Annotated in this window: 20 protein-coding genes and 1 pseudogene; 13 read left to right on the top strand and 8 right to left on the bottom strand. The window is 52.8% G+C overall.

Translation table 11 applies throughout. The features are described 5' to 3' along the window. The first annotated feature begins 379 nt into the window (after positions 1–379). The 5 genes and pseudogenes from HX855_RS16070 to HX855_RS33320 form a co-directional block, all read left to right on the top strand. Entirely contained in the window at positions 380–880 is a 501-nt protein-coding gene (locus HX855_RS16070) for a hypothetical protein (RefSeq protein WP_177089078.1), read from the top strand. Further along, positions 877–2289, top strand: a complete 1413-nt coding sequence (locus tag HX855_RS16065) for a PAAR domain-containing protein (RefSeq protein WP_177089079.1) — start codon at positions 877–879, stop codon at positions 2287–2289. The genes HX855_RS16070 and HX855_RS16065 overlap by 4 nt, the downstream gene beginning before the upstream one ends. Beyond that, positions 2286–2675, top strand: coding sequence for a hypothetical protein (locus HX855_RS16060; RefSeq protein ID WP_177089080.1), 390 nt, complete (start codon positions 2286–2288; stop codon positions 2673–2675). The genes HX855_RS16065 and HX855_RS16060 overlap by 4 nt, the downstream gene beginning before the upstream one ends. A gap of 307 nt (positions 2676–2982) precedes the next feature. Then, positions 2983–3429: a hypothetical protein gene (locus HX855_RS16055; protein WP_177089081.1), complete on the top strand. Its 447-nt coding sequence runs from the start codon at positions 2983–2985 to the stop codon at positions 3427–3429. A gap of 77 nt (positions 3430–3506) precedes the next feature. Continuing rightward, a pseudogene (locus HX855_RS33320) lies at positions 3507–3719 on the top strand (hypothetical protein); the annotation flags it as partial. 65 nt (positions 3720–3784) lie between these two features. On the opposite strand, the gene HX855_RS16050 reads toward HX855_RS33320, so the two are convergent. The 5 genes from HX855_RS16050 to HX855_RS16030 form a co-directional block, all read right to left on the bottom strand. Then, entirely contained in the window at positions 3785–4729 is a 945-nt protein-coding gene (locus tag HX855_RS16050; RefSeq protein WP_177089082.1) for a DMT family transporter, read from the bottom strand. Between the two features lie 318 nt (positions 4730–5047). Further along, positions 5048–5977 (bottom strand): hypothetical protein, encoded by a 930-nt coding sequence (locus HX855_RS16045; RefSeq protein ID WP_177089083.1) that lies wholly within the window; start codon positions 5975–5977, stop codon positions 5048–5050. Next, entirely contained in the window at positions 5974–7308 is a 1335-nt protein-coding gene (locus HX855_RS16040; protein WP_256353064.1) for an AAA family ATPase, read from the bottom strand. The genes HX855_RS16045 and HX855_RS16040 overlap by 4 nt, the downstream gene beginning before the upstream one ends. Positions 7309–7504: 196 nt before the next feature. Next, positions 7505–8116 carry a hypothetical protein gene (locus tag HX855_RS16035; protein ID WP_177089085.1) on the bottom strand — a complete coding sequence of 204 codons (612 nt, stop codon included), beginning with the start codon at positions 8114–8116 and terminating at the stop codon, positions 7505–7507. Beyond that, positions 8103–9098: a hypothetical protein gene (locus HX855_RS16030; protein ID WP_177089086.1), complete on the bottom strand. Its 996-nt coding sequence runs from the start codon at positions 9096–9098 to the stop codon at positions 8103–8105. The genes HX855_RS16035 and HX855_RS16030 overlap by 14 nt, the downstream gene beginning before the upstream one ends. Before the next feature lie 337 nt (positions 9099–9435). On the opposite strand from HX855_RS16030, the gene HX855_RS16025 reads away from it, so the two are divergent. Next, positions 9436–9669: a hypothetical protein gene (locus tag HX855_RS16025; RefSeq protein WP_003214497.1), complete on the top strand. Its 234-nt coding sequence runs from the start codon at positions 9436–9438 to the stop codon at positions 9667–9669. Positions 9670–9792: 123 nt separating this feature from the next. On the opposite strand, the gene HX855_RS16020 is transcribed toward HX855_RS16025, so the two are convergent. Beyond that, a complete protein-coding gene (locus tag HX855_RS16020; protein ID WP_177089087.1) occupies positions 9793–10029 on the bottom strand; it encodes a hypothetical protein in 237 nt (78 codons plus the stop codon). Between the two features lie 166 nt (positions 10030–10195). Beyond that, positions 10196–10522, bottom strand: a complete 327-nt coding sequence (locus HX855_RS16015) for a DUF6124 family protein (RefSeq protein ID WP_177089088.1) — start codon at positions 10520–10522, stop codon at positions 10196–10198. 627 nt (positions 10523–11149) lie between these two features. On the opposite strand from HX855_RS16015, the gene HX855_RS16010 reads away from it, so the two are divergent. From HX855_RS16010 to HX855_RS15990, 5 genes are all read left to right on the top strand, one after another. Next, entirely contained in the window at positions 11150–11617 is a 468-nt protein-coding gene (locus HX855_RS16010; RefSeq protein WP_177089089.1) for a hypothetical protein, read from the top strand. A 37-nt stretch (positions 11618–11654) separates the two neighbouring features. After that, complete coding sequence (locus HX855_RS16005; protein WP_177089090.1) at positions 11655–12356, top strand: hypothetical protein; 702 nt, start codon at positions 11655–11657, stop codon at positions 12354–12356. Between the two features lie 35 nt (positions 12357–12391). Further along, positions 12392–12784: a hypothetical protein gene (locus HX855_RS16000; RefSeq protein ID WP_177089091.1), complete on the top strand. Its 393-nt coding sequence runs from the start codon at positions 12392–12394 to the stop codon at positions 12782–12784. A 125-nt stretch (positions 12785–12909) separates the two neighbouring features. Next, on the top strand, positions 12910–13350 hold the full coding sequence (locus tag HX855_RS15995; RefSeq protein WP_177089104.1) for a TspO/MBR family protein: 441 nt from the start codon (positions 12910–12912) through the stop codon (positions 13348–13350). 175 nt (positions 13351–13525) lie between these two features. After that, the gene (locus tag HX855_RS15990) at positions 13526–14425 is read left to right on the top strand and encodes an alpha/beta hydrolase (protein WP_177089105.1); all 900 of its coding nucleotides are present in this window, start codon (positions 13526–13528) and stop codon (positions 14423–14425) included. Here HX855_RS15990 and HX855_RS15985 read toward each other — a convergent pair. Further along, on the bottom strand, positions 14411–15376 hold the full coding sequence (locus tag HX855_RS15985; RefSeq protein ID WP_177089092.1) for a GlxA family transcriptional regulator: 966 nt from the start codon (positions 15374–15376) through the stop codon (positions 14411–14413). The two genes, HX855_RS15990 and HX855_RS15985, sit on opposite strands and share 15 nt — an antisense overlap. Before the next feature lie 109 nt (positions 15377–15485). Between HX855_RS15985 and HX855_RS15980 the strand changes: the two genes are divergently transcribed. Together HX855_RS15980 and HX855_RS15975 are read left to right on the top strand one after the other, a co-directional pair. Next, positions 15486–15884 (top strand): MAPEG family protein, encoded by a 399-nt coding sequence (locus HX855_RS15980; protein ID WP_177089093.1) that lies wholly within the window; start codon positions 15486–15488, stop codon positions 15882–15884. A gap of 73 nt (positions 15885–15957) precedes the next feature. Then, positions 15958–16341 carry a cytochrome c gene (locus HX855_RS15975; protein WP_177089094.1) on the top strand — a complete coding sequence of 128 codons (384 nt, stop codon included), beginning with the start codon at positions 15958–15960 and terminating at the stop codon, positions 16339–16341. Positions 16342–16372: the final 31 nt, after the last annotated feature.

Genomic DNA, 16372 nt, shown 5'->3' with positions numbered 1-16372 from the left:
CGAGGCAGGGCTTCGCCGCTGGGCATCGTTGGCCCGTTTGGTTCGAACGCACGTAGTTTGAGTAGTGTAGAGGGATATAGGAATGACTCTAGACCGTAGGTCCGGGGGGCGCTATGCGGGGGGTGAAAGGTCGGAGGATTAGGCAAGTATTCGACAGGAATGCGATAGGGACGAGGGCGCATGGCGACTTTCCCACAGGTAATTCCGGGGGGCTTGTCTGACGATTCGTTTTTTTTAAAAACTGGCCGAACGGCCAGTTGTTTGGTTTTGGGTTGTCCCACAGCATCTATTGCGCGCCGGTCAGGCGCTATCCCATCCCTCATGAATCAACACCATTACGGTGTTCGAGCCCGCTTGGGCGTTAGAAAAGGACAGCACAATGGAAGATGCAGCGCCCCGGTTTTATACCAACGACGTCTCCCCTGAGTTTCTCCGCACCTTGGACAAGTCGCCCTTCACGGAGCAGCAACTTGCCGATTTCCACGACGACGCCTTGGCGGTCGTCAACCAGCGGCAGGCTTACGTCAAAGCTCACCCTCCTATCGGTATTTACCGAGTGGCCGCCGAGGGCAGCCAAACCCGTAACGGTGGGGTGATTCAACAAGTGACCACGCGCATGGAGTTCAAGTTGGACAACGGTCAGCAAGTGCGCGCGGCACAGAAAGGCGATTACGCGGTATATGCCGATGGCAGCAAGGCGCAAATCGTAACGGCCTCGGGGGAAGGCAATAGCCATCTTGCGTTGGTCGGTAGTCGTCTGAGCAACGGTGATGAAATTATCAATACCCCCCAAGACGGCTTGGTGTTCGTCGCGCGTGAAGGCGTGTTGCTGGCCGAGGATTTTCTGCCCGCTATCGAGCGCGTGGAGAAACACCAATGAACGACGGTTATTTCATCGGCAAGGGCGACAAAACCACCTGCGGCGGGGAGGTGCTGGACGGTGATCCCCGAATCAACATACTGGGCCTGCTGCATGCCTGCGCCGGGGATCGAGTTACCTGTGGGGTGGACGGGGAAACCTATCAGATCGTCGGTGGCATTTCGCACATGGAGAGCCATGGCAGGCTGATGGCGGGCACACTGGACAGCCGCAGCGACTGCCCTTGTAGAGCCCGGTTGATTCCCTCGGAGTTCACGGCCAGTTACCGCAACGAAAGCACTGCACCGCAGGCGATCCGACGTACCGCACAACCGGCCCACGCCACCGCAACCAACCCCTCCATTGCGCCGCGTCAATCTGCGTTTGTTCCTTCGGGCAATGCAGTCCCGCCGGTATTTAACCGATTGGAACCTCAGGAACCGGGTTTCTATGTAGCGCCCAAAAGCATGACTCGCGAAGCACTGGAGGCTACGCTTTTTCCCACAGCCAACCCGGCCGTGATGAGCAAGTTCAGGGCGCTCAACCCTAATCTGAGCGAGGTCAAAGCTGGCTCTCTGGTCGTATTGAGCGATCCGACAAACACCTCCTGTACCTACCAGGAGGCACAACTGATGCAGGCTGCTCAGCAGGTCAAGGCGTCTCTGGAGCCTCTCACCTCGGACGAGGCCGATTTCGCGTTTCTTCATGCTGCTGAAATCGCCGGTTATATCGAGGACTTCTCAACTGGGCTGGGCATCAGCGCGGCGGTGATGGAAACGCACCTGACCCGCCTGCGCGACACGCTTCAGGCCATGGAGCGCTTGCATCAGGAAAGCTATCGCCAGCACGGGCATCTTAAATCGCCGCAGTTTTTTGCTGAACGCAAGCGGCTGATGGCCCAGCTGGATGCACATTTGCTTAAATCCACTCGACTGCGTGGCCAAATAACCTTGAGTGATCATCCGAAGTTGAAAACAGCCCTGGGTATTTCGAGCCGAAGCCTGGTGCATCACTGGAACAAGGCGGGTGGACCGGGGCAGATTCCGGGGTATGCCTCGCATGTGGAGGCGACGAGTCGGGCGGCCAAGTATATGAAGGCGGGTGGGTATATCGGGATTGGTATTAGCGGAGTGTCTTCGTTGTTGGCTGTTCAGGAGGTGTGCCGCGGAGATTCTGGAGCCGCTTGCGAGAAGATTAGGTTTACTGAAGGTGGGAAATTTGGAGGGTCCACCTTTGGTGGCGCCATCGCCGGAGGAATAGCCGGTTCTGTCGGCGGTTCGGTCTGCACTGCACTTGGCTTCGCTACAGGTATTGGCGGTGTTATCTGTGTCGCGGCCATAGTAGGCACTGGTACGTGGGGGGGGACGAAGGTCGGTGAGTTGGGGGGCGAAAGACTAGGAGAAAAGCTGTATGAGAAAATCTTGCCATGACAGAGGAAGAGTTTTGGAAATCCTGGCTAGTTATCTGGATTCTGGCATGGCCATTTCTGCTCGCGATTGTAAGTTTGACGTACAGCATTTACCTGAGTCGCTGTCATCTGGACGCGATAAAGGACGCCTTAAAAAACAGCCGTTATATTTATCTTTGGGGGCCGAACTTGGGGAGGAGAGGTCTGATTAGCTCCCACTATGAGATGTCAAAAATCTCCGGGATGGTGGTGTGGCCGAAGGCGTATATCCGCATGGGTGATTTAAACCCTGTGGACGTTGAAAACTTCCCTCCTCACCTGAAGCGTCGTTTGCTCATCAATCTAACGATGATGGGTATTTCCGCCGTCGGGATATTAGGTGCAGGCTTGCTAGCGCAGTACGGGTAGCGGGACGAAGGGCTAACTCGGCCAGGCGGGCCAATACAGGGGAGAGAAAATTTACGAGGCTATGTAACCATGACCAGTATTGATTGCTGGTCTTCTTGGTTTACGACTGTTTTTATTGGGGCTTGGGGAGATAGCCTGGAGAAGCGGGGTGTGATTTGGTCCCTCTTGGAGATGGGGAAAATGCCGGTAAAATCGGGTCAGAGCACGATAGGAAATAGTGGGCCGTGGTCTAACCCCAACGTCCCAAACGTTGTAATTACTCTATAAGTTCAGGGGCGATAAGTCGAGCAATGGAAAGCTTAAAGAAATGAAGTCTAAAGAAAAAACATGCAAGAATTGTCAGGTGATGAATAGCGCGCCATTAGTTGAAATAAAAAATGGACGCTGCTATGCGTGCAGAAAAATAGTTCATGAGAAAACTCCCGATAAGAAAATATCACTGTTGGCGCCCGTAACACTCGGCGCAATTTCTTTGTATTTCTTGATGTTATCAATCAGCTCGGTTTATTTTCAGTACACTACGATTTTATATATGGGGCGGGGTCGCAGCAAAACATATGAATTTACAGGCGTCGCAATTATCTTCCCTGTATTATCATTTATAATGTTTTTTATTGTTTTTTTAACATTGACTTTGGCCTGCTATGATAAGCGTAAGGAAAAAATAACATACATAAAGGTTGTAGCGAGAAGTCTTTTTTTTGGATTTGTTTTTCATACGGGTGCTATTTTTTTTGGCGAAAGAGTAAGTTGACGATCACTAAAAAGCGAGGTCAGGCCACCATAGAAAATAGTGGAACGTGATCGGACCCCAATCTTCCTATACTGGCCATCCCAGGACGGTACGCAGAGCGCAACCTATGCCGATCAAATCAACGCTCCCAGGTGACGTTAGTCCGCGCTCAGCAAGGTGACCTGGACGATCTTGTCGCCATCCGAATCGAATCCATACGCAAAAGTCTGGAGCGCGTCGGGCGATTTGATCCAGCGCGGGCGCGCGAGCGGTTTGTTCGTGGTTTTGAAGCCCACAACACACATTACATTGCAGTCAAAAGGGGACGGACCTATTTGAAAATAGCCCCGTCCCCTTATCCGTTCCGCCTCCGGACCTACACCACCTGAGCCTTGACGGCCGGCCGGGGCGACTTGCGATACGTCAGCAACACAATCCCCGTCACCACAATCATCCCGCCCACCACCTGCCCGGCGCTGAGCATCTGATCGAGCACGATCCAGCCCATCAACAACGTCGCCAGCGGCTCAATGTTCATCACCGGCGCATTACGCGGCATATCCAGGCGCGGCACCGAAATGAACAGCACGATAAACCCCGTGCCATACAGCACCACCAACGTGGCCAATGCCAGCCAACCGGTACTGGTGGCCGGCAGGTTCAGACCATCGACCAGCGCACCGCTCAAGCCCGCAAGGTTCACGCTGCTGAACACAATGAAAATCGTCAGCAGGCTGCGCACCGAACCGCGCACCTGAGACAACTTGTGGTCGGTGATCCACAGCGCACAGGCGAATACGAACGCCGCGCAAAAGGCCAGGGAGACGCCGAGCAGCCAATCCGGGCCGAGGGTGGTGTTGGCGGAGAGGCGGCCGGGTACGTCCAGCACGAACACCAGGCCCACCAGAATCAAGCCCATCAGCAAGGCCGTGCGCGCGGTGGGGCGTGGACCGCCGAGTGCCCAGGTGAGCAGCGCCAGCAGGATGGGGAACACGTTGGCGACCAGCAAGGCCAGCGCTACCGGCACGCGGGCGACGGCGGAGTAGAGGCAGAGGCTTTGGGTGGCGATGAGCAGGCCCAGCAGCACTTGCCAGCGCCAGGCGCCTGGGGGGAGGCGCAGGCTTTGGCGTTGCCATAGGACCAGAATCGCCAGCACTAACAGCGTGCCGCCGGAGCGCATCAGGATGGCCAGCAGGACGCCGGCGCCGTCGTCGAAGGCTACGCGGGCGGCGATGTGGTTGCCGGCGAAGGCGCAGCCCATGCAGAGGAGGATCAGGACGGCGATGTGGCGGGGGAATTGGGTGGGGGCAGGGGGAGTCATGGTGGGGGCTCGGGGAGTTGGCGCCATCGTCGGGGATGGGACTTTATGGAAGTCGTCATACAACCTACTGTTGATGGAATTTGTAAAGTATTTGTTACTAAGTAGCAAGGGAGTATTTTTGCGTGAATGGCATAGCACTAATTTTCTACGATTTATTGGTTGTGTTCGTAAGTGAGGGGCGATATTGAACCCGTGAAGAAGTAGAGAGTATATGACTTGATTAGCTAAGCCATCCCGGCCGCTTGCACGGAAAGACGGGAAGGAGGGGTAGCCGAAAATAAATACAAACCATTTTTTCATAGCGGGTCAAAATTTTATTTATGTTAATGCATCATGAATGTCTGCTCGCAACTTACCAAGCCTAACATTTTTGTAGTTACTTCGATCAAACTGAGTGAGTGATACTTCGTTGTGTCTGGCCTCTCGAATAATTGCAATTTGATCGTTGTTTTTTGTACTTTCCCAATCTAGCTTGGCTTGGGCGTAATTCATTGCTTCGAATTTTATATGGTTCTCTTGATATCTCTGATTAATTAAAAAGGTCGATATCGATTTTTTGGTTTTTTCACATGTTCTTTCAGGGCTGGCAATAAGTAATAAGTCATTTACTTCTGAGAAATCATCCCAAAGAAATAACTCTCCCGAAACACGTAAAAATGCGAATTTTATATTTTCTTGATCAAAATATGGGTGCAGATGTAGGTTCTCAAAGAAGTCTATTTCTCCTTTAAGGCTAGTGTTGCATGCGGTGCAGCTTGGTATTAGGTTTGTGAGGCTTAGAGCGAGGTGAGGGTATTGATCTTTATGGAAAAAATGATCTAGTGCCGGCCTAAATCCTCTTCCGGATACTTTGTCTATGACGGTTGGTAGTTCTAGTTGTTGGCAATAAGGACAGGTTGTTATGTTTGAAGTGGTGCAGAGCTTGTAGGCGTCCCAACTTTTTTTCTTTGCGCAAAAATTTCGATAGTTAAATAATTTTGAAATTTCAGCTTCAAAGCGCGGCTTGCTACGAAGTGCGCGTACCTTGTAGTTGTTAAAAATCGATATGCTTTTTAATAAGTCAGCAAGGCTATTTGAGGTGAGGAGTTCTTTTGTTTCGCTAACGAACCTTATGGTTATTCGCAGCGGCGGTTTATTTCCCTTGCGAGGTTTATATTTCGGATCTAGAAAGTTATCAATAAGCTTTAATAAGAATTCGTTGTGAGATTGTCGTGCCGCAATCCAAGCGTCCGGAATGGAAACTATCAATTTACACTTTCCTTATCGTTAAGTAAGCGATGTATTTCTTCTCCGATTATGGGGTTGTCAATACTTTTGATGACGGCTTCGTCTCGTGCATCAGGATTTTTATTTCGATAGTTCTCAACTGCTTCATTTATTCGTTGTGATGCAAACTCGCCAATCGTTTTTGCTTTAAATGACTGATTGAAAAGGGTGTGTAATGTTGCTGCAAAAGCTTTCGGTGTTTTTCCGTCTTGTTGCTCGTTTAGACTGCAGACGAACTGTTTAGGTACATCCGTGGCCAATAGTGGCGAGTGCGTAGCCATAATGACTTGCAATGCTGAAACGCCTGCTGACTGAACTGTTCCAGATAAAAGATCATTTAATTGTTGGATGTAAAGTCGTTGCCACTCTAAATGCAAAAACGCATCACCTTCATCAATCAGTAAAAGAATATTATCTCGTTTGCTAGAGATTTTCTCCAAAGCAGCGGTTATATTGCAAAACTGTAAGAGTATCGCGATTTGACCGGAGCTCATACCATCAAAATGTAGTTCGAAATAGATGTCAGCAACTTTTCGTAAGTCTGGATGTATTTGATACTTTCCTACGATCTCTTTTGTTATGGTTAAGGATGTTTCGTTATCTTTGCTTATGGAGTTGTTGATGCTCGAGTTCTTTATTATGCGACGAACTCCAAATATGTCCCGTAGATATCTAAATACACCTCTACCTTCTCTAGAGTATTCGTAAGGTATCTTCAGTACCCGATTACAAAGATTTATTACTTCATCTGTTGCGCCTCTTATGGACGCGATTCTATTAATTATCACTAGAGTGGCTAGGATAAGTTCTTGTTTTGGAAGGCTTAGTATATGTTGCTCTAGATGAGGTATGCATTTGGTTGCGAAGATCTGGCTTTGAGTGATTTCCTTGGATGTACTTGAATTGTATAGCTCGTGCAACATTAAGAAGTTGGGGTCGTTTGGAAAAATCACACCGATTGATGATCTTGCATTGAAACATAGTCTGACTATCTTAAGTAAGACTTTGTTGAAGCTAAACTCGGTTGTCATACGAAGGTTGGGGAAAAATCCAAATTTCTCGATGCGTTCGCGATTTTTAACAATTTCATTAAGTAATGAGGTGCTTCTCCGTTTAGGAGAAGCGTCAATTAGGTTGTTAGATACTTGGAATTTCGGGGTGTAAGGCAATGAGGAGTAGTAGATTACTCCCCATTCCTTCATTGCTTCATCTGAAGTCAAAAGCTCCCCATTTAGTTTTATGACTCTTAATTCTGTATTGATTAGTTCATTAAAGTGCCCTGTAAAATATTGAACAAGACTCTTCAGGATCATGGTTTTGCCTGAACCATTTGGGCCGATCAATAGCGATAAGGAATCAATGTCGAATACGTTGCCTTTGTGTTGGTCCTTTAAGTGGATGGTTTTCGTGTTGAACTCTATTTTGGCTAACAAGTTGAAAGTCCTTTTTTTGAAGTGGCTTGCTTAAAGGGGACTGTGCGTCAGAAGTTGGGTGGAAACTATTTGCGCTTTATTGAAGTGCTTTCCATCTGATCGCTGTCATAACTGAGTGGTAAACATTAAAGATGAAGGACTTAAGTTGAGTGAGTAAAAAGAATAATCCCGCATGCAGAAAAACATATGAGAATCCTATAAGCCACTCATTGATATGGCATGAAATTGGTGATAGTGTCGATAGTTTGTGGAATATGCCGCCCTGGATGCCAAAGGTTATAATAAATAGGCAAAATACGGTATATATTAAGTAGTATATAAAAACCCTCATAAATATAAAGAAGTTATTTTTTAGATAGGAGAGGCCTGAGATCTCATGGCGGTGTTTAGACATTGCGACAAACATTTCTGGCTGGCTAATCGTTGCGAATATTGTGAAACCAGCCAAAATAAAGCCCAGTACGGATACCGCAATTCCTATTGCCATTGAAGAAAAGTCTCTAACGATTTTCAATTTTTCGTCAATAGGAATTTCAAGTACACAGTACTGAGTAATAACAAGAATAGTGACCAGAATGGTCGACCACAAATTGAATGGATTAAAAGGTATCCTTCGTGCCTTTATATAAATGGCCCAAAGGCTTTTTTCCTCGGTTAGTGATTTTGCGGATAGCTCATCGTTGATCATTGTCATTTTCTCGATATGGTGCGAGCTTCGCCAGAGTCGCATTAGTCGGATTATCCACTTGAATTAATCCGTCGCCGATAAGCTGTAGGAATTTCGCGAACATTGTTCTAGCGACTCGAGATGGTGTGTGGCTCGCAATTTCAATATTTGCTTTTAACTGAAAGTCTGTATTGTCTCCCTTTAGAATTGTGCCCGATGAGTCTTTACCTACCATAATAACCTTTTGATTTCCTTGTGCTGTTGCTGCTTGAACCTCTTCAACTACGGATTCCTTGTCGAGGCCTTGTGAATTTGAGTGCTTAACTATTGTAGTTTTGCTGCCTACATCATCCTTTTGCTTTTGAACGGCTCTAAAGAAGCCTTCATTGTCTTGTTCATCGTTCCGGTCAGAAAATTTATATGAAACTGAACTTAGGATTTCGTACTGCTTTACGAACTCTTCGACACTTCTGGCTGATGTCAATGGTATTATGTCGAGCGTTGGTGGAAAGTTTTCTATAAGTAGCTGTTTTTTTGTTATTCTCTTTCCGTTGGCTTTGCTTTCCTCGGCAAGCGCGTCAATATGGATTTTATGTTTTATTTTTACGAAGCTTTCGATTGTAGATTTGAAGTTGTCAAGGGATGGTGCATATTTTGTTTCTTTTAAGTATATGAGTCGATGGATGTCTAGGACTAAAACAAATATTGCTGAAGGCGAAGACTGCATCTCTTCATGATCTTCCTTGAGGCCTTCTGAGGGTGTATATACTTGTTCTCGCTCAAGAATCATGTCTTTAATGAATCTGCCAACTAATAAAACTCTGCCTTCAACAGTGATTAAGCTGACTTTATTAAAGAAATACTTAGTGTCTCCATATTTTCTAACCAGAGTTCTATCGAAAAAAGCGGGGTGGATAATTTTATCAAAATAATCAAGTAGATTTTTTTGACCGAACTTGCATACGAGATTGCCCATTTCAAGGGGGCGCAGAGACTTCGACATTAGATCCCTCTATAGCGAATGCCAGTGATGGCGATGTGCTGCCTACATTAGCTCTTCAGACGCCAGATGTCATCAGTTGCTCCGCTCCGAAGCGCTATCCAACTTTCAGTCAGCTAGTTGTGCTCATTGGCAGTAGCTACGGTGCGCTAACGTAGCGGTTGGTAGACCCCTTGCTCACGGACAGGGTGCTCGAAAACAGCCCCTTTAATCCCCATACCGGTCTACCATGCTCACCCCCGGCAGTGGTTCCACGCGCTACCGACCTCAATCTCAAGGTATCGCCAATGACCTCGTTCATCCGCACCACCCCATCCCGCACCCCATCCGAGGCATCCCAATGAGCATCGACCAAATCAGCCTCCCCAAAGGCGTAGGCCCTCAGGCCATCAAACTCCTCGACGCCATCACCGGTGCTGACACAAAAGAAGACCTCAACCGCGCAGGCGGCAAGGCCGAAGGTTTTGTATTGGGCCTGGAAAGCGCCAAAGCCATCAAAAGCCAAATCGCCGAGTCGTTGTACGTTGCATACGACGACGCGGCGAGTAATCGGTTGGGTGAGTTGAAGGGCTAATCCCGCAGGACCGCGTTGGGCTCTATGCCCGAGGTGTTTCGCGGTCCATCAGTCTGCCGATCAGCAATACGCTCGACTCGCTCAGCGGGTGAATGGCCTATTCCACGTCGCGGTCTTTATAGATCAACGACCTTTGTGGTTTTGCCATTCACTCCAGCAATTCTCCGCAATCAGATCGGGATAGCCGCGCTGCCTTTCCATATCAAGCGCAACGCTGAAGGGAAGGGTGATACAAACCGCCCGGTCTCGAATATCACAGACCTCAGCCTCGGTAAGAGGTGAGCCCTTTCTGTCTTCAGCGGCGGTGAGAACGGCTACGAGGGCTGGTACAAATACTAGGCACAGCGGATCAGCTTCCATGAATCACCTTTTGGGTTTCGACTCATTACAACGAACCAGGCGGGGTTCAGCAATGGCTGAATGCACCGTGCACCTCTCGCCGCGTCGTTGTATAAGGCATACGACGACGCGGCGAGTAATCGGTTGGGTGAGTTGAAGGGCTAGTCCCGCAGGACCACGTTGGGCTTTACGCCCGAGGTGTTTCGCGGTCCATCAGTTTGCCGATCAGCAGGACGCTCAATTCGCTCAGTTGGTGTATGGCCAATGCCACGTCGCGGTCTTTGCCGGTCAGTTGGTCGGACAGGTCAAGCAGCAGGGCGCTGACGGAGGAGACGGTTTCGTAGCTGTTGGCGATCAGGGTTTCGTTGCTGGCGCCGGAGCTGACGCTGAAGAGGGCGTTTGTGTCCGGGGCGCTTTCGGTGGCGGGATTTAGATAGTGATCAAGGGCACGTTCGGCCGCTTGGTAGAGCTTTAAGTCCGGTTGTTTCGGAGGATTCGGGGTTACTTTGAACATACACGCAATTCCTGACTTGGGGCTGACCCCTTTCGCTACTAAACGAAAAGGGTGGCAGCTGCACGCAGGTTAGTAGACCGGGGAATTACGCAAAGCCGGCGCGCCCGAAGGCGCCCTACGCACAGCCACCATCAAGCACAGACAGGAACGTCTGATTGATGAAGCTCGTGCACTAAGCGCAATTCAACTAAGGGCTACTAAACCCGATCACTGAGTTTTCAGCGACCGAGCAACCTTAGAGATGACCACCCAGGTGCACAAGCCGGCGGATTCTGACGCAAGCGTAGGCAATGGAGCAAGGTGCTGCGGTCAACGCAAAGCCTCCGTTACCCCGCAAACGGCACCACCAACCGATACGCCCTCAACCCCAACTCACTCAAACCCTCCAGGCGCTCACCCTGGCCAGGCATAAGCAGGCTGGTCGGCGATGGTCGCGAACAATTGCCAGTCGGACGTTTCCGAAATCCGTATTTCCATAAGGGATCATCGATAGGGTGAAAGGGCGTATTTCGCCGTGGGATGCTTGTCGTAGAATGTGACAGAACCTGCGCAGCTTTCAAAGGAATGAGCCCGTGACAACGAGCACCCCCATCACCCGTCCGCTCGGCATGAATAAAGGACCTCTTCGTGTTCGATAAAAACGACTTTGACCAGATTCCCCGTGAGCAATTGTTTCACTACGGTTCGGGCCGGCCGTATCCTGGGATCTATTACGTCACCTATCCACAGGATGCTTTTCGGACTCCCGACGGGGAGGCGTGCATCAGGGTCACCCGCGCGCCCAACCCGCAAAATGACAACGGTTTGCGCTTCTGGCTTTACGCCGAACGCCAGCACGACTGGTGCAGACGGCAGGAATACTTCGCCGGATACGTATCCGATGCCAGGTTTGAGAACATCTCGGAAGCCGAATTCAACCAATGGGTTGCCGACCAGGCGAATGAGTTGGTCGCGCCGCTCAAACTGCCCCTGCACGAGCCAACGGGCTTTGTCGGTGCGCTGATGATGTATTCCATGAAGACCGAGTTCATCGTTTCGCTGGTCGCGGAATACGAGGATGAGTTCATCCATTTCTATTGGGACACTACCGCATGAGCGGCACCTGAATCCCCCGACGCATGGAAGCCTGTTTATGAATATTTGCCGCTTTATTCCCCTATTTCTGGGCTGCCTGTTGCCGCAACTGTGCATGGCCAACACACCGCCCATCGACCCTCACGCCGAGCGCCTTTATCAGCAGGCGTTGCCGTATCTACAGCAAGCCAACACCAAACTGGAAGCGGTGCCTGCGAACTTTCCCACGGCCAGCGCAGACGAGAAAAAGCGTTCCCAGGCGCTGGTGGAGGAGGCGGGTGAATCACTCAAACCGGCGATCAAGTTGCTTGAACAGGCTGCCGCGCTGGACCACCCGGTGGCGCAGCATCGCCTGGCGATGATCTACGTGTTGTTCTACCCAATCGACGTCATCAAGGAAAAGGCTTGCCCGCTGTTGGAACGCAGTTTCCTGCAAGGCTTTGCACCACCAGCCCTGCAGCTTTCCTCCTTTTGCTATGAATTGACGAACACACCTGAATTCCAGACAACGCTGAAGGCCATTGCCACTAGCGCGCCCGCGTATGTGCAGTATTTCCCGCAGCCTGCGGTGAAGCTTGAGTGCCGGGCCGAAATGCCCCAGGGCATGGCGTTTCAGTGGGGCAGCAGTCGGGATTTTCAGGCGGAAATGTACCGGCTGCTGGGGGACAGTAACCGCGCGCAGCGTACGGAGTATTACCAGCAGGCGATCGCGATCAATGATTGCTACAAGGCGAAAAAGCGCCTGGGGTTAAGCCAGTAACCGGGTGGGTATGAATAACGGTTAAGGAGAAGGGCATGGCGGGTGGCGAGATTGGGTGTGGTTCGTTTCAGGGCAGCGACAAGTCGGGGTCGGCCTTTGAGGCGGTGTTGGACGCGCTTCCGTTGCAGGCGCGGGACTGGGTCGAGGCGGCCAGGCAGCAACTCGATTCGGCTGACGTTGTGCTGTTGGAGGTTGATCATGCGCAGGGCCTGCTTCCCTTTTTGAAGGACTACCAAACACGCTTGATCGCCGAGATCGGGCACGATGATTGGGAGCGGGCCGCGCGGGATGAAGCGGCATCGCTTGAGGATGCGGCTGCCAAGTGGGGCGCGGGCAAGGGCTGGCGACTTTATTGCGTGGGGGATCTGGTCCGTGCTTGTGAGCAGTCGGCGGTGGAGCAGGCGCCTGTTTACATTGCGTTCAGCTAGCGCATCTGTGGCGGGGCACGGGAGGAAAGAAAAATACACTTTTTGCTGCGCGGGGCGTCCAACCTTGAAACCGCCGTCAAGGCGTTCATCTCCAGGCAGCTGCTCTCAGCTAAGGACCGATTATGGTGACGTTGTTTATTTTTCTTCTGGCCTGCGGTGCTGCGGCGAGCACCGGCATCATCTTCAAACCGGGCGACTGGTACGCCACCCTGGTCAAACCCGGTTTCACGCCACCCAACTGGCTGTTCCCGGTCGCTTGGACAATCATCTACCTGCTGCTGGCGTGGGCCGGCTACCGCTTGACCCTGATCCCCGGCAGCGAAATCGTGCTCGCTTTATGGGCTGCGCAGATCGCGCTCAACACCCTGTGGACGCCGGTGTTCTTCGGTGCCCACCGGATTTTCGCCGGGATGGTGATCATCACGCTGCTGTGGCTGGTGGTCGCCGCCATGGTGCTGCTGGCTGTGCGGCTGGACCTGATCACCGGGCTGATCCTGTTCCCGTACCTGGTGTGGCTAAGCGTTGCGGCCGCGTTGAATTTCTCCATCCTGCGCAATAACCGCTGAGCCTGGCGACGTGGGGAGAGGGCGGAAACATCATTGCCATGATGCCCACGCACACTGGCCAAGATGAACACGCGTCGTGCTGGTTTCAGAAGGATGCCATCTCTTTTAGAGATAGAGGGAATACAGATTGGGAACTCATACGCTGTGGCCCGCTGAAGAACATGAACTGGCGCAAATGCAGCGCTTCAACCAGAAGCTGGCGTGGTTGCCGCGTTTCCGCATCCGCAACCGCGTGACGCCCCGGGTGATCCAGGCGCTGTTGCGTTCCAGCCAGATGGTGGTGGGCAACAAGTTGCTCAAGCATGGCCTCGAAGCGGAAAGCCGGCGGGTGGGTTCGGTGCCCGTGCGCATCATCCGGCCGAAGGGCACGGCCAAGGGCGTGGTGTTGGACATTCATGGCGGCGGCTGGGTGATTGGCAATGCGCAGATGAATGACGACCTCAACGTGGCCATGGTCAACGCCTGCGACGTGGCGGTGGTGTCGGTGGATTACCGGCTGGCGGTCAACACGCCGGTGGAAGGGATATTGGACGACTGCCTGGCGGCGGCGCGTTGGCTGCTCCAGGACTGCGAGGAGTTTGCCGGGCTGCCGGTGATCGTCGTCGGCGAATCTGCCGGTGGGCATCTGGCGGCGGCGACGTTGCTGGCCTTGAAGCAGTGGCCCGAGTTGCTGGCACGGGTGAGCGGGGCGGTGCTGTATTACGGCGTCTACGATTTGACCGGCACCCCCAGCGTGCGCGCGGCGGGGGCGGACACGTTGTTGCTGGATGGGCCGGGCATGGTGGAGGCGTTGCGCCTGCTGACGCCGGGGTTGAGTGATGAGCAGCGTCGGCAGCCGGCGCTGTCACCGTTGTATGGCGACCTTGCCGGGTTGCCGCCGGCGCTGATGTTTGTGGGGGAGTTGGACCCGTTGCTGGATGACACGCTGCAGATGGCCGAGCGGTGGGCTGGGACTGAGGTGTTTCTGTTGCCCCAGGCGGCCCATGGGTTTATTCATTTTCCGACGGCGATGTCCGGTGGGGTGCTGGCTTACAGTCGGGAGTGGATAACGGGTCGCCTGCTAGTGCAGGGTTGAACGAAGCTCCCGCACGCCCCGGCCGAGCTTTCTGCGCAGCAGGTTTCTCAAGGTGGAGGCGTCGGCGTAACCCACTTCACTGGCGATCGCTTCAAGGTCGCGCCCGGCACTGACCAGTTGGCGTGCCCGTTCAATGCGCAGGTCCTGGAAGAAGGCCAACGGTGACTTGCCCAGCACGGCGTCGGTGCGCCGTTGCAGGGTTCTCGCGTGCACGTGCAAGGCCTGGGCGGCGTCCTGCAGTGAAAAGCCCTGTGCAAGGTTGCTGCGCGCCCAGCGTTCGAACTTCTCGATCAGCGCATCGGCATGCGCCAGGTGGTCGGGGATGATGTATTGCGCCTGGGACGCGCGGGTATCAATCAACAGAAAACCCGCCACCAATGACGCCAGCTCGGGGCTGATTTGCCGCACCAGCCAGAGCGCCAGGTCAAGGTGGCCCATGGCCGCACCCGCCGTCACCACGCCCCGTGAGGCGATCACCATGCGTGAGTCATCCAGCCGGACCTCGGGGTAACGCTGGCGAAAAAACGGTGCCAGGGACCAGGTGGTTGTCGCATCCCGCCCGTCCAGCAGGCCTGCGTCCGCAAGGAGGTAGGTGCCCAGGCATGCCGCCGCCAGGTTGACCCCGGATGCCTGCCAGGTGCGCAGACAGGTTTTGGCCTCGATGACATCGCGGCGGTTCAGCATCTGGATCAACTGTTCGGGCTGGCTGACCTTGATGGCGGGCACCACCAGCCAGTCGGGCAGGGGCCCCGACGACGGCAGCGGCTCTACCTGCGCGACCAACCCCATGGCGGTGCGCACGCGTTTGCGCGGGCCTATCAGCCGGACTTCAAGCGGCGCCACGCCCAGCCCGAGGGTGCTCGCCAGTTCATTGGCTGTTGCGAACGTATCCATCAACGCCGTGAGGCCGGTGTCGAACACGCCGTTCAAAACGAGGAGGTGGATTTTCATGTCGTAAATGATCGTAAAAATGTCATTTGTGAACATAGCTCATTGGTGGGGCGAAGAACAGACTGAGCACCGATTCGGCAGATCAGCCCTTCAACCAGGAGCCTCATTTATGAACATTACCTCTGAGCTTGTTTCACTGGCCGTCGTCGCGGTAGGCACGGGCTTGATGTGGGTACCCTATACCCTTGCCAGAATCAAAACCCGTGGCTTGGTGGCCACGTTGGGCAACCCCAACCCGGCACTGGCGCCAGACCCGCAATGGGCCCAACGGGCGCGCATGGCCCATTCCAACGCCATTGAAAACCTCGCGGTGTTTGCTCCGCTGGTGCTGATCCTGGCCACACTGGGGGTGAGCACGCCGGCCACGGTGTTGGCGGCAAAGCTCTATGTGGGCGCGCGGCTGGTGCATTTCGTTGTTTATGCGGCGGGAATTCCGGTGATTAGAACGGCGGCGTTTATTGCGGGGGTGGTGGCGATGTTGGTGTTGGCGGCTGCGGTTTACCCTTAGTGGGGAGAACCTTGCTAGTAACAGGGGCCCGAACGAGAATGATCGGGTTCATATAACAAGGCCACATGGAAACGTGAAAATAAAAACAGTGTTCATCGCGTCATTGGGGATTTTATCGCTGGTTCACACATCACTGTCCTTTGCGGAGAGTGTTAACGGGAAAAACATCTATTTGCAGCGATGCGCTATGTGCCACGGAGCGGATATCAAAGGGACAGGGCCTTTGGCGAATAAAAGCAATCCGCCTACGCCTGACCTGACAACGGCCAGTTTCAAGAAACGCCTGAATGATTATCCGGGCGTTATTGTGTCATCCATCATCCTCCGTCCAAATCGCGACCTGATTCCCAGAACGTTGCGGGAGAACGGTGTAACGCTGTCGCCGTTCACTTGGAAGGTTCAGGATTTTCGCGACTTGAACCAGTACATGAGTGGGGTGATTTCAAAAAGTCGATGATGATCGCTGATCGTTCCCACGCTCTGCGTGG

The sequence above is a fragment of the Pseudomonas sp. IPO3778 genome, from assembly GCF_013386825.1.
Classification (GTDB): Bacteria; Pseudomonadota; Gammaproteobacteria; order Pseudomonadales; family Pseudomonadaceae; genus Aquipseudomonas.
The sequence above is the reverse complement of the archived record's forward strand: the minus strand, read 5'-3'. Positions and strand labels throughout refer to the sequence as shown.

Excerpts from the sequence above, each read along its gene's own strand:
- HX855_RS16070 (WP_177089078.1), top strand. The coding sequence starts at position 380 with ATGGAAGATGCAGCGCCCCGGTTTTATACCAACGACGTCTCCCCTGAG.
- HX855_RS16065 (WP_177089079.1), top strand. The coding sequence starts at position 877 with ATGAACGACGGTTATTTCATCGGCAAGGGCGACAAAACCACCTGCGGC.
- HX855_RS16060 (WP_177089080.1), top strand. The coding sequence starts at position 2,286 with ATGACAGAGGAAGAGTTTTGGAAATCCTGGCTAGTTATCTGGATTCTG.
- HX855_RS16055 (WP_177089081.1), top strand. The coding sequence starts at position 2,983 with ATGAAGTCTAAAGAAAAAACATGCAAGAATTGTCAGGTGATGAATAGC.
- HX855_RS16050 (WP_177089082.1), bottom strand. The coding sequence starts at position 4,729 with ATGACTCCCCCTGCCCCCACCCAATTCCCCCGCCACATCGCCGTCCTG.
- HX855_RS16040 (WP_256353064.1), bottom strand. The coding sequence starts at position 7,308 with ATGATCCTGAAGAGTCTTGTTCAATATTTTACAGGGCACTTTAATGAA.
- HX855_RS16035 (WP_177089085.1), bottom strand. The coding sequence starts at position 8,116 with ATGATCAACGATGAGCTATCCGCAAAATCACTAACCGAGGAAAAAAGC.
- HX855_RS16030 (WP_177089086.1), bottom strand. The coding sequence starts at position 9,098 with ATGTCGAAGTCTCTGCGCCCCCTTGAAATGGGCAATCTCGTATGCAAG.
- HX855_RS16025 (WP_003214497.1), top strand. The coding sequence starts at position 9,436 with ATGAGCATCGACCAAATCAGCCTCCCCAAAGGCGTAGGCCCTCAGGCC.
- HX855_RS16020 (WP_177089087.1), bottom strand. The coding sequence starts at position 10,029 with ATGGAAGCTGATCCGCTGTGCCTAGTATTTGTACCAGCCCTCGTAGCC.
- HX855_RS16015 (WP_177089088.1), bottom strand. The coding sequence starts at position 10,522 with ATGTTCAAAGTAACCCCGAATCCTCCGAAACAACCGGACTTAAAGCTC.
- HX855_RS16005 (WP_177089090.1), top strand. The coding sequence starts at position 11,655 with ATGAATATTTGCCGCTTTATTCCCCTATTTCTGGGCTGCCTGTTGCCG.
- HX855_RS16000 (WP_177089091.1), top strand. The coding sequence starts at position 12,392 with ATGGCGGGTGGCGAGATTGGGTGTGGTTCGTTTCAGGGCAGCGACAAG.
- HX855_RS15990 (WP_177089105.1), top strand. The coding sequence starts at position 13,526 with ATGCAGCGCTTCAACCAGAAGCTGGCGTGGTTGCCGCGTTTCCGCATC.
- HX855_RS15985 (WP_177089092.1), bottom strand. The coding sequence starts at position 15,376 with ATGAAAATCCACCTCCTCGTTTTGAACGGCGTGTTCGACACCGGCCTC.
- HX855_RS15980 (WP_177089093.1), top strand. The coding sequence starts at position 15,486 with ATGAACATTACCTCTGAGCTTGTTTCACTGGCCGTCGTCGCGGTAGGC.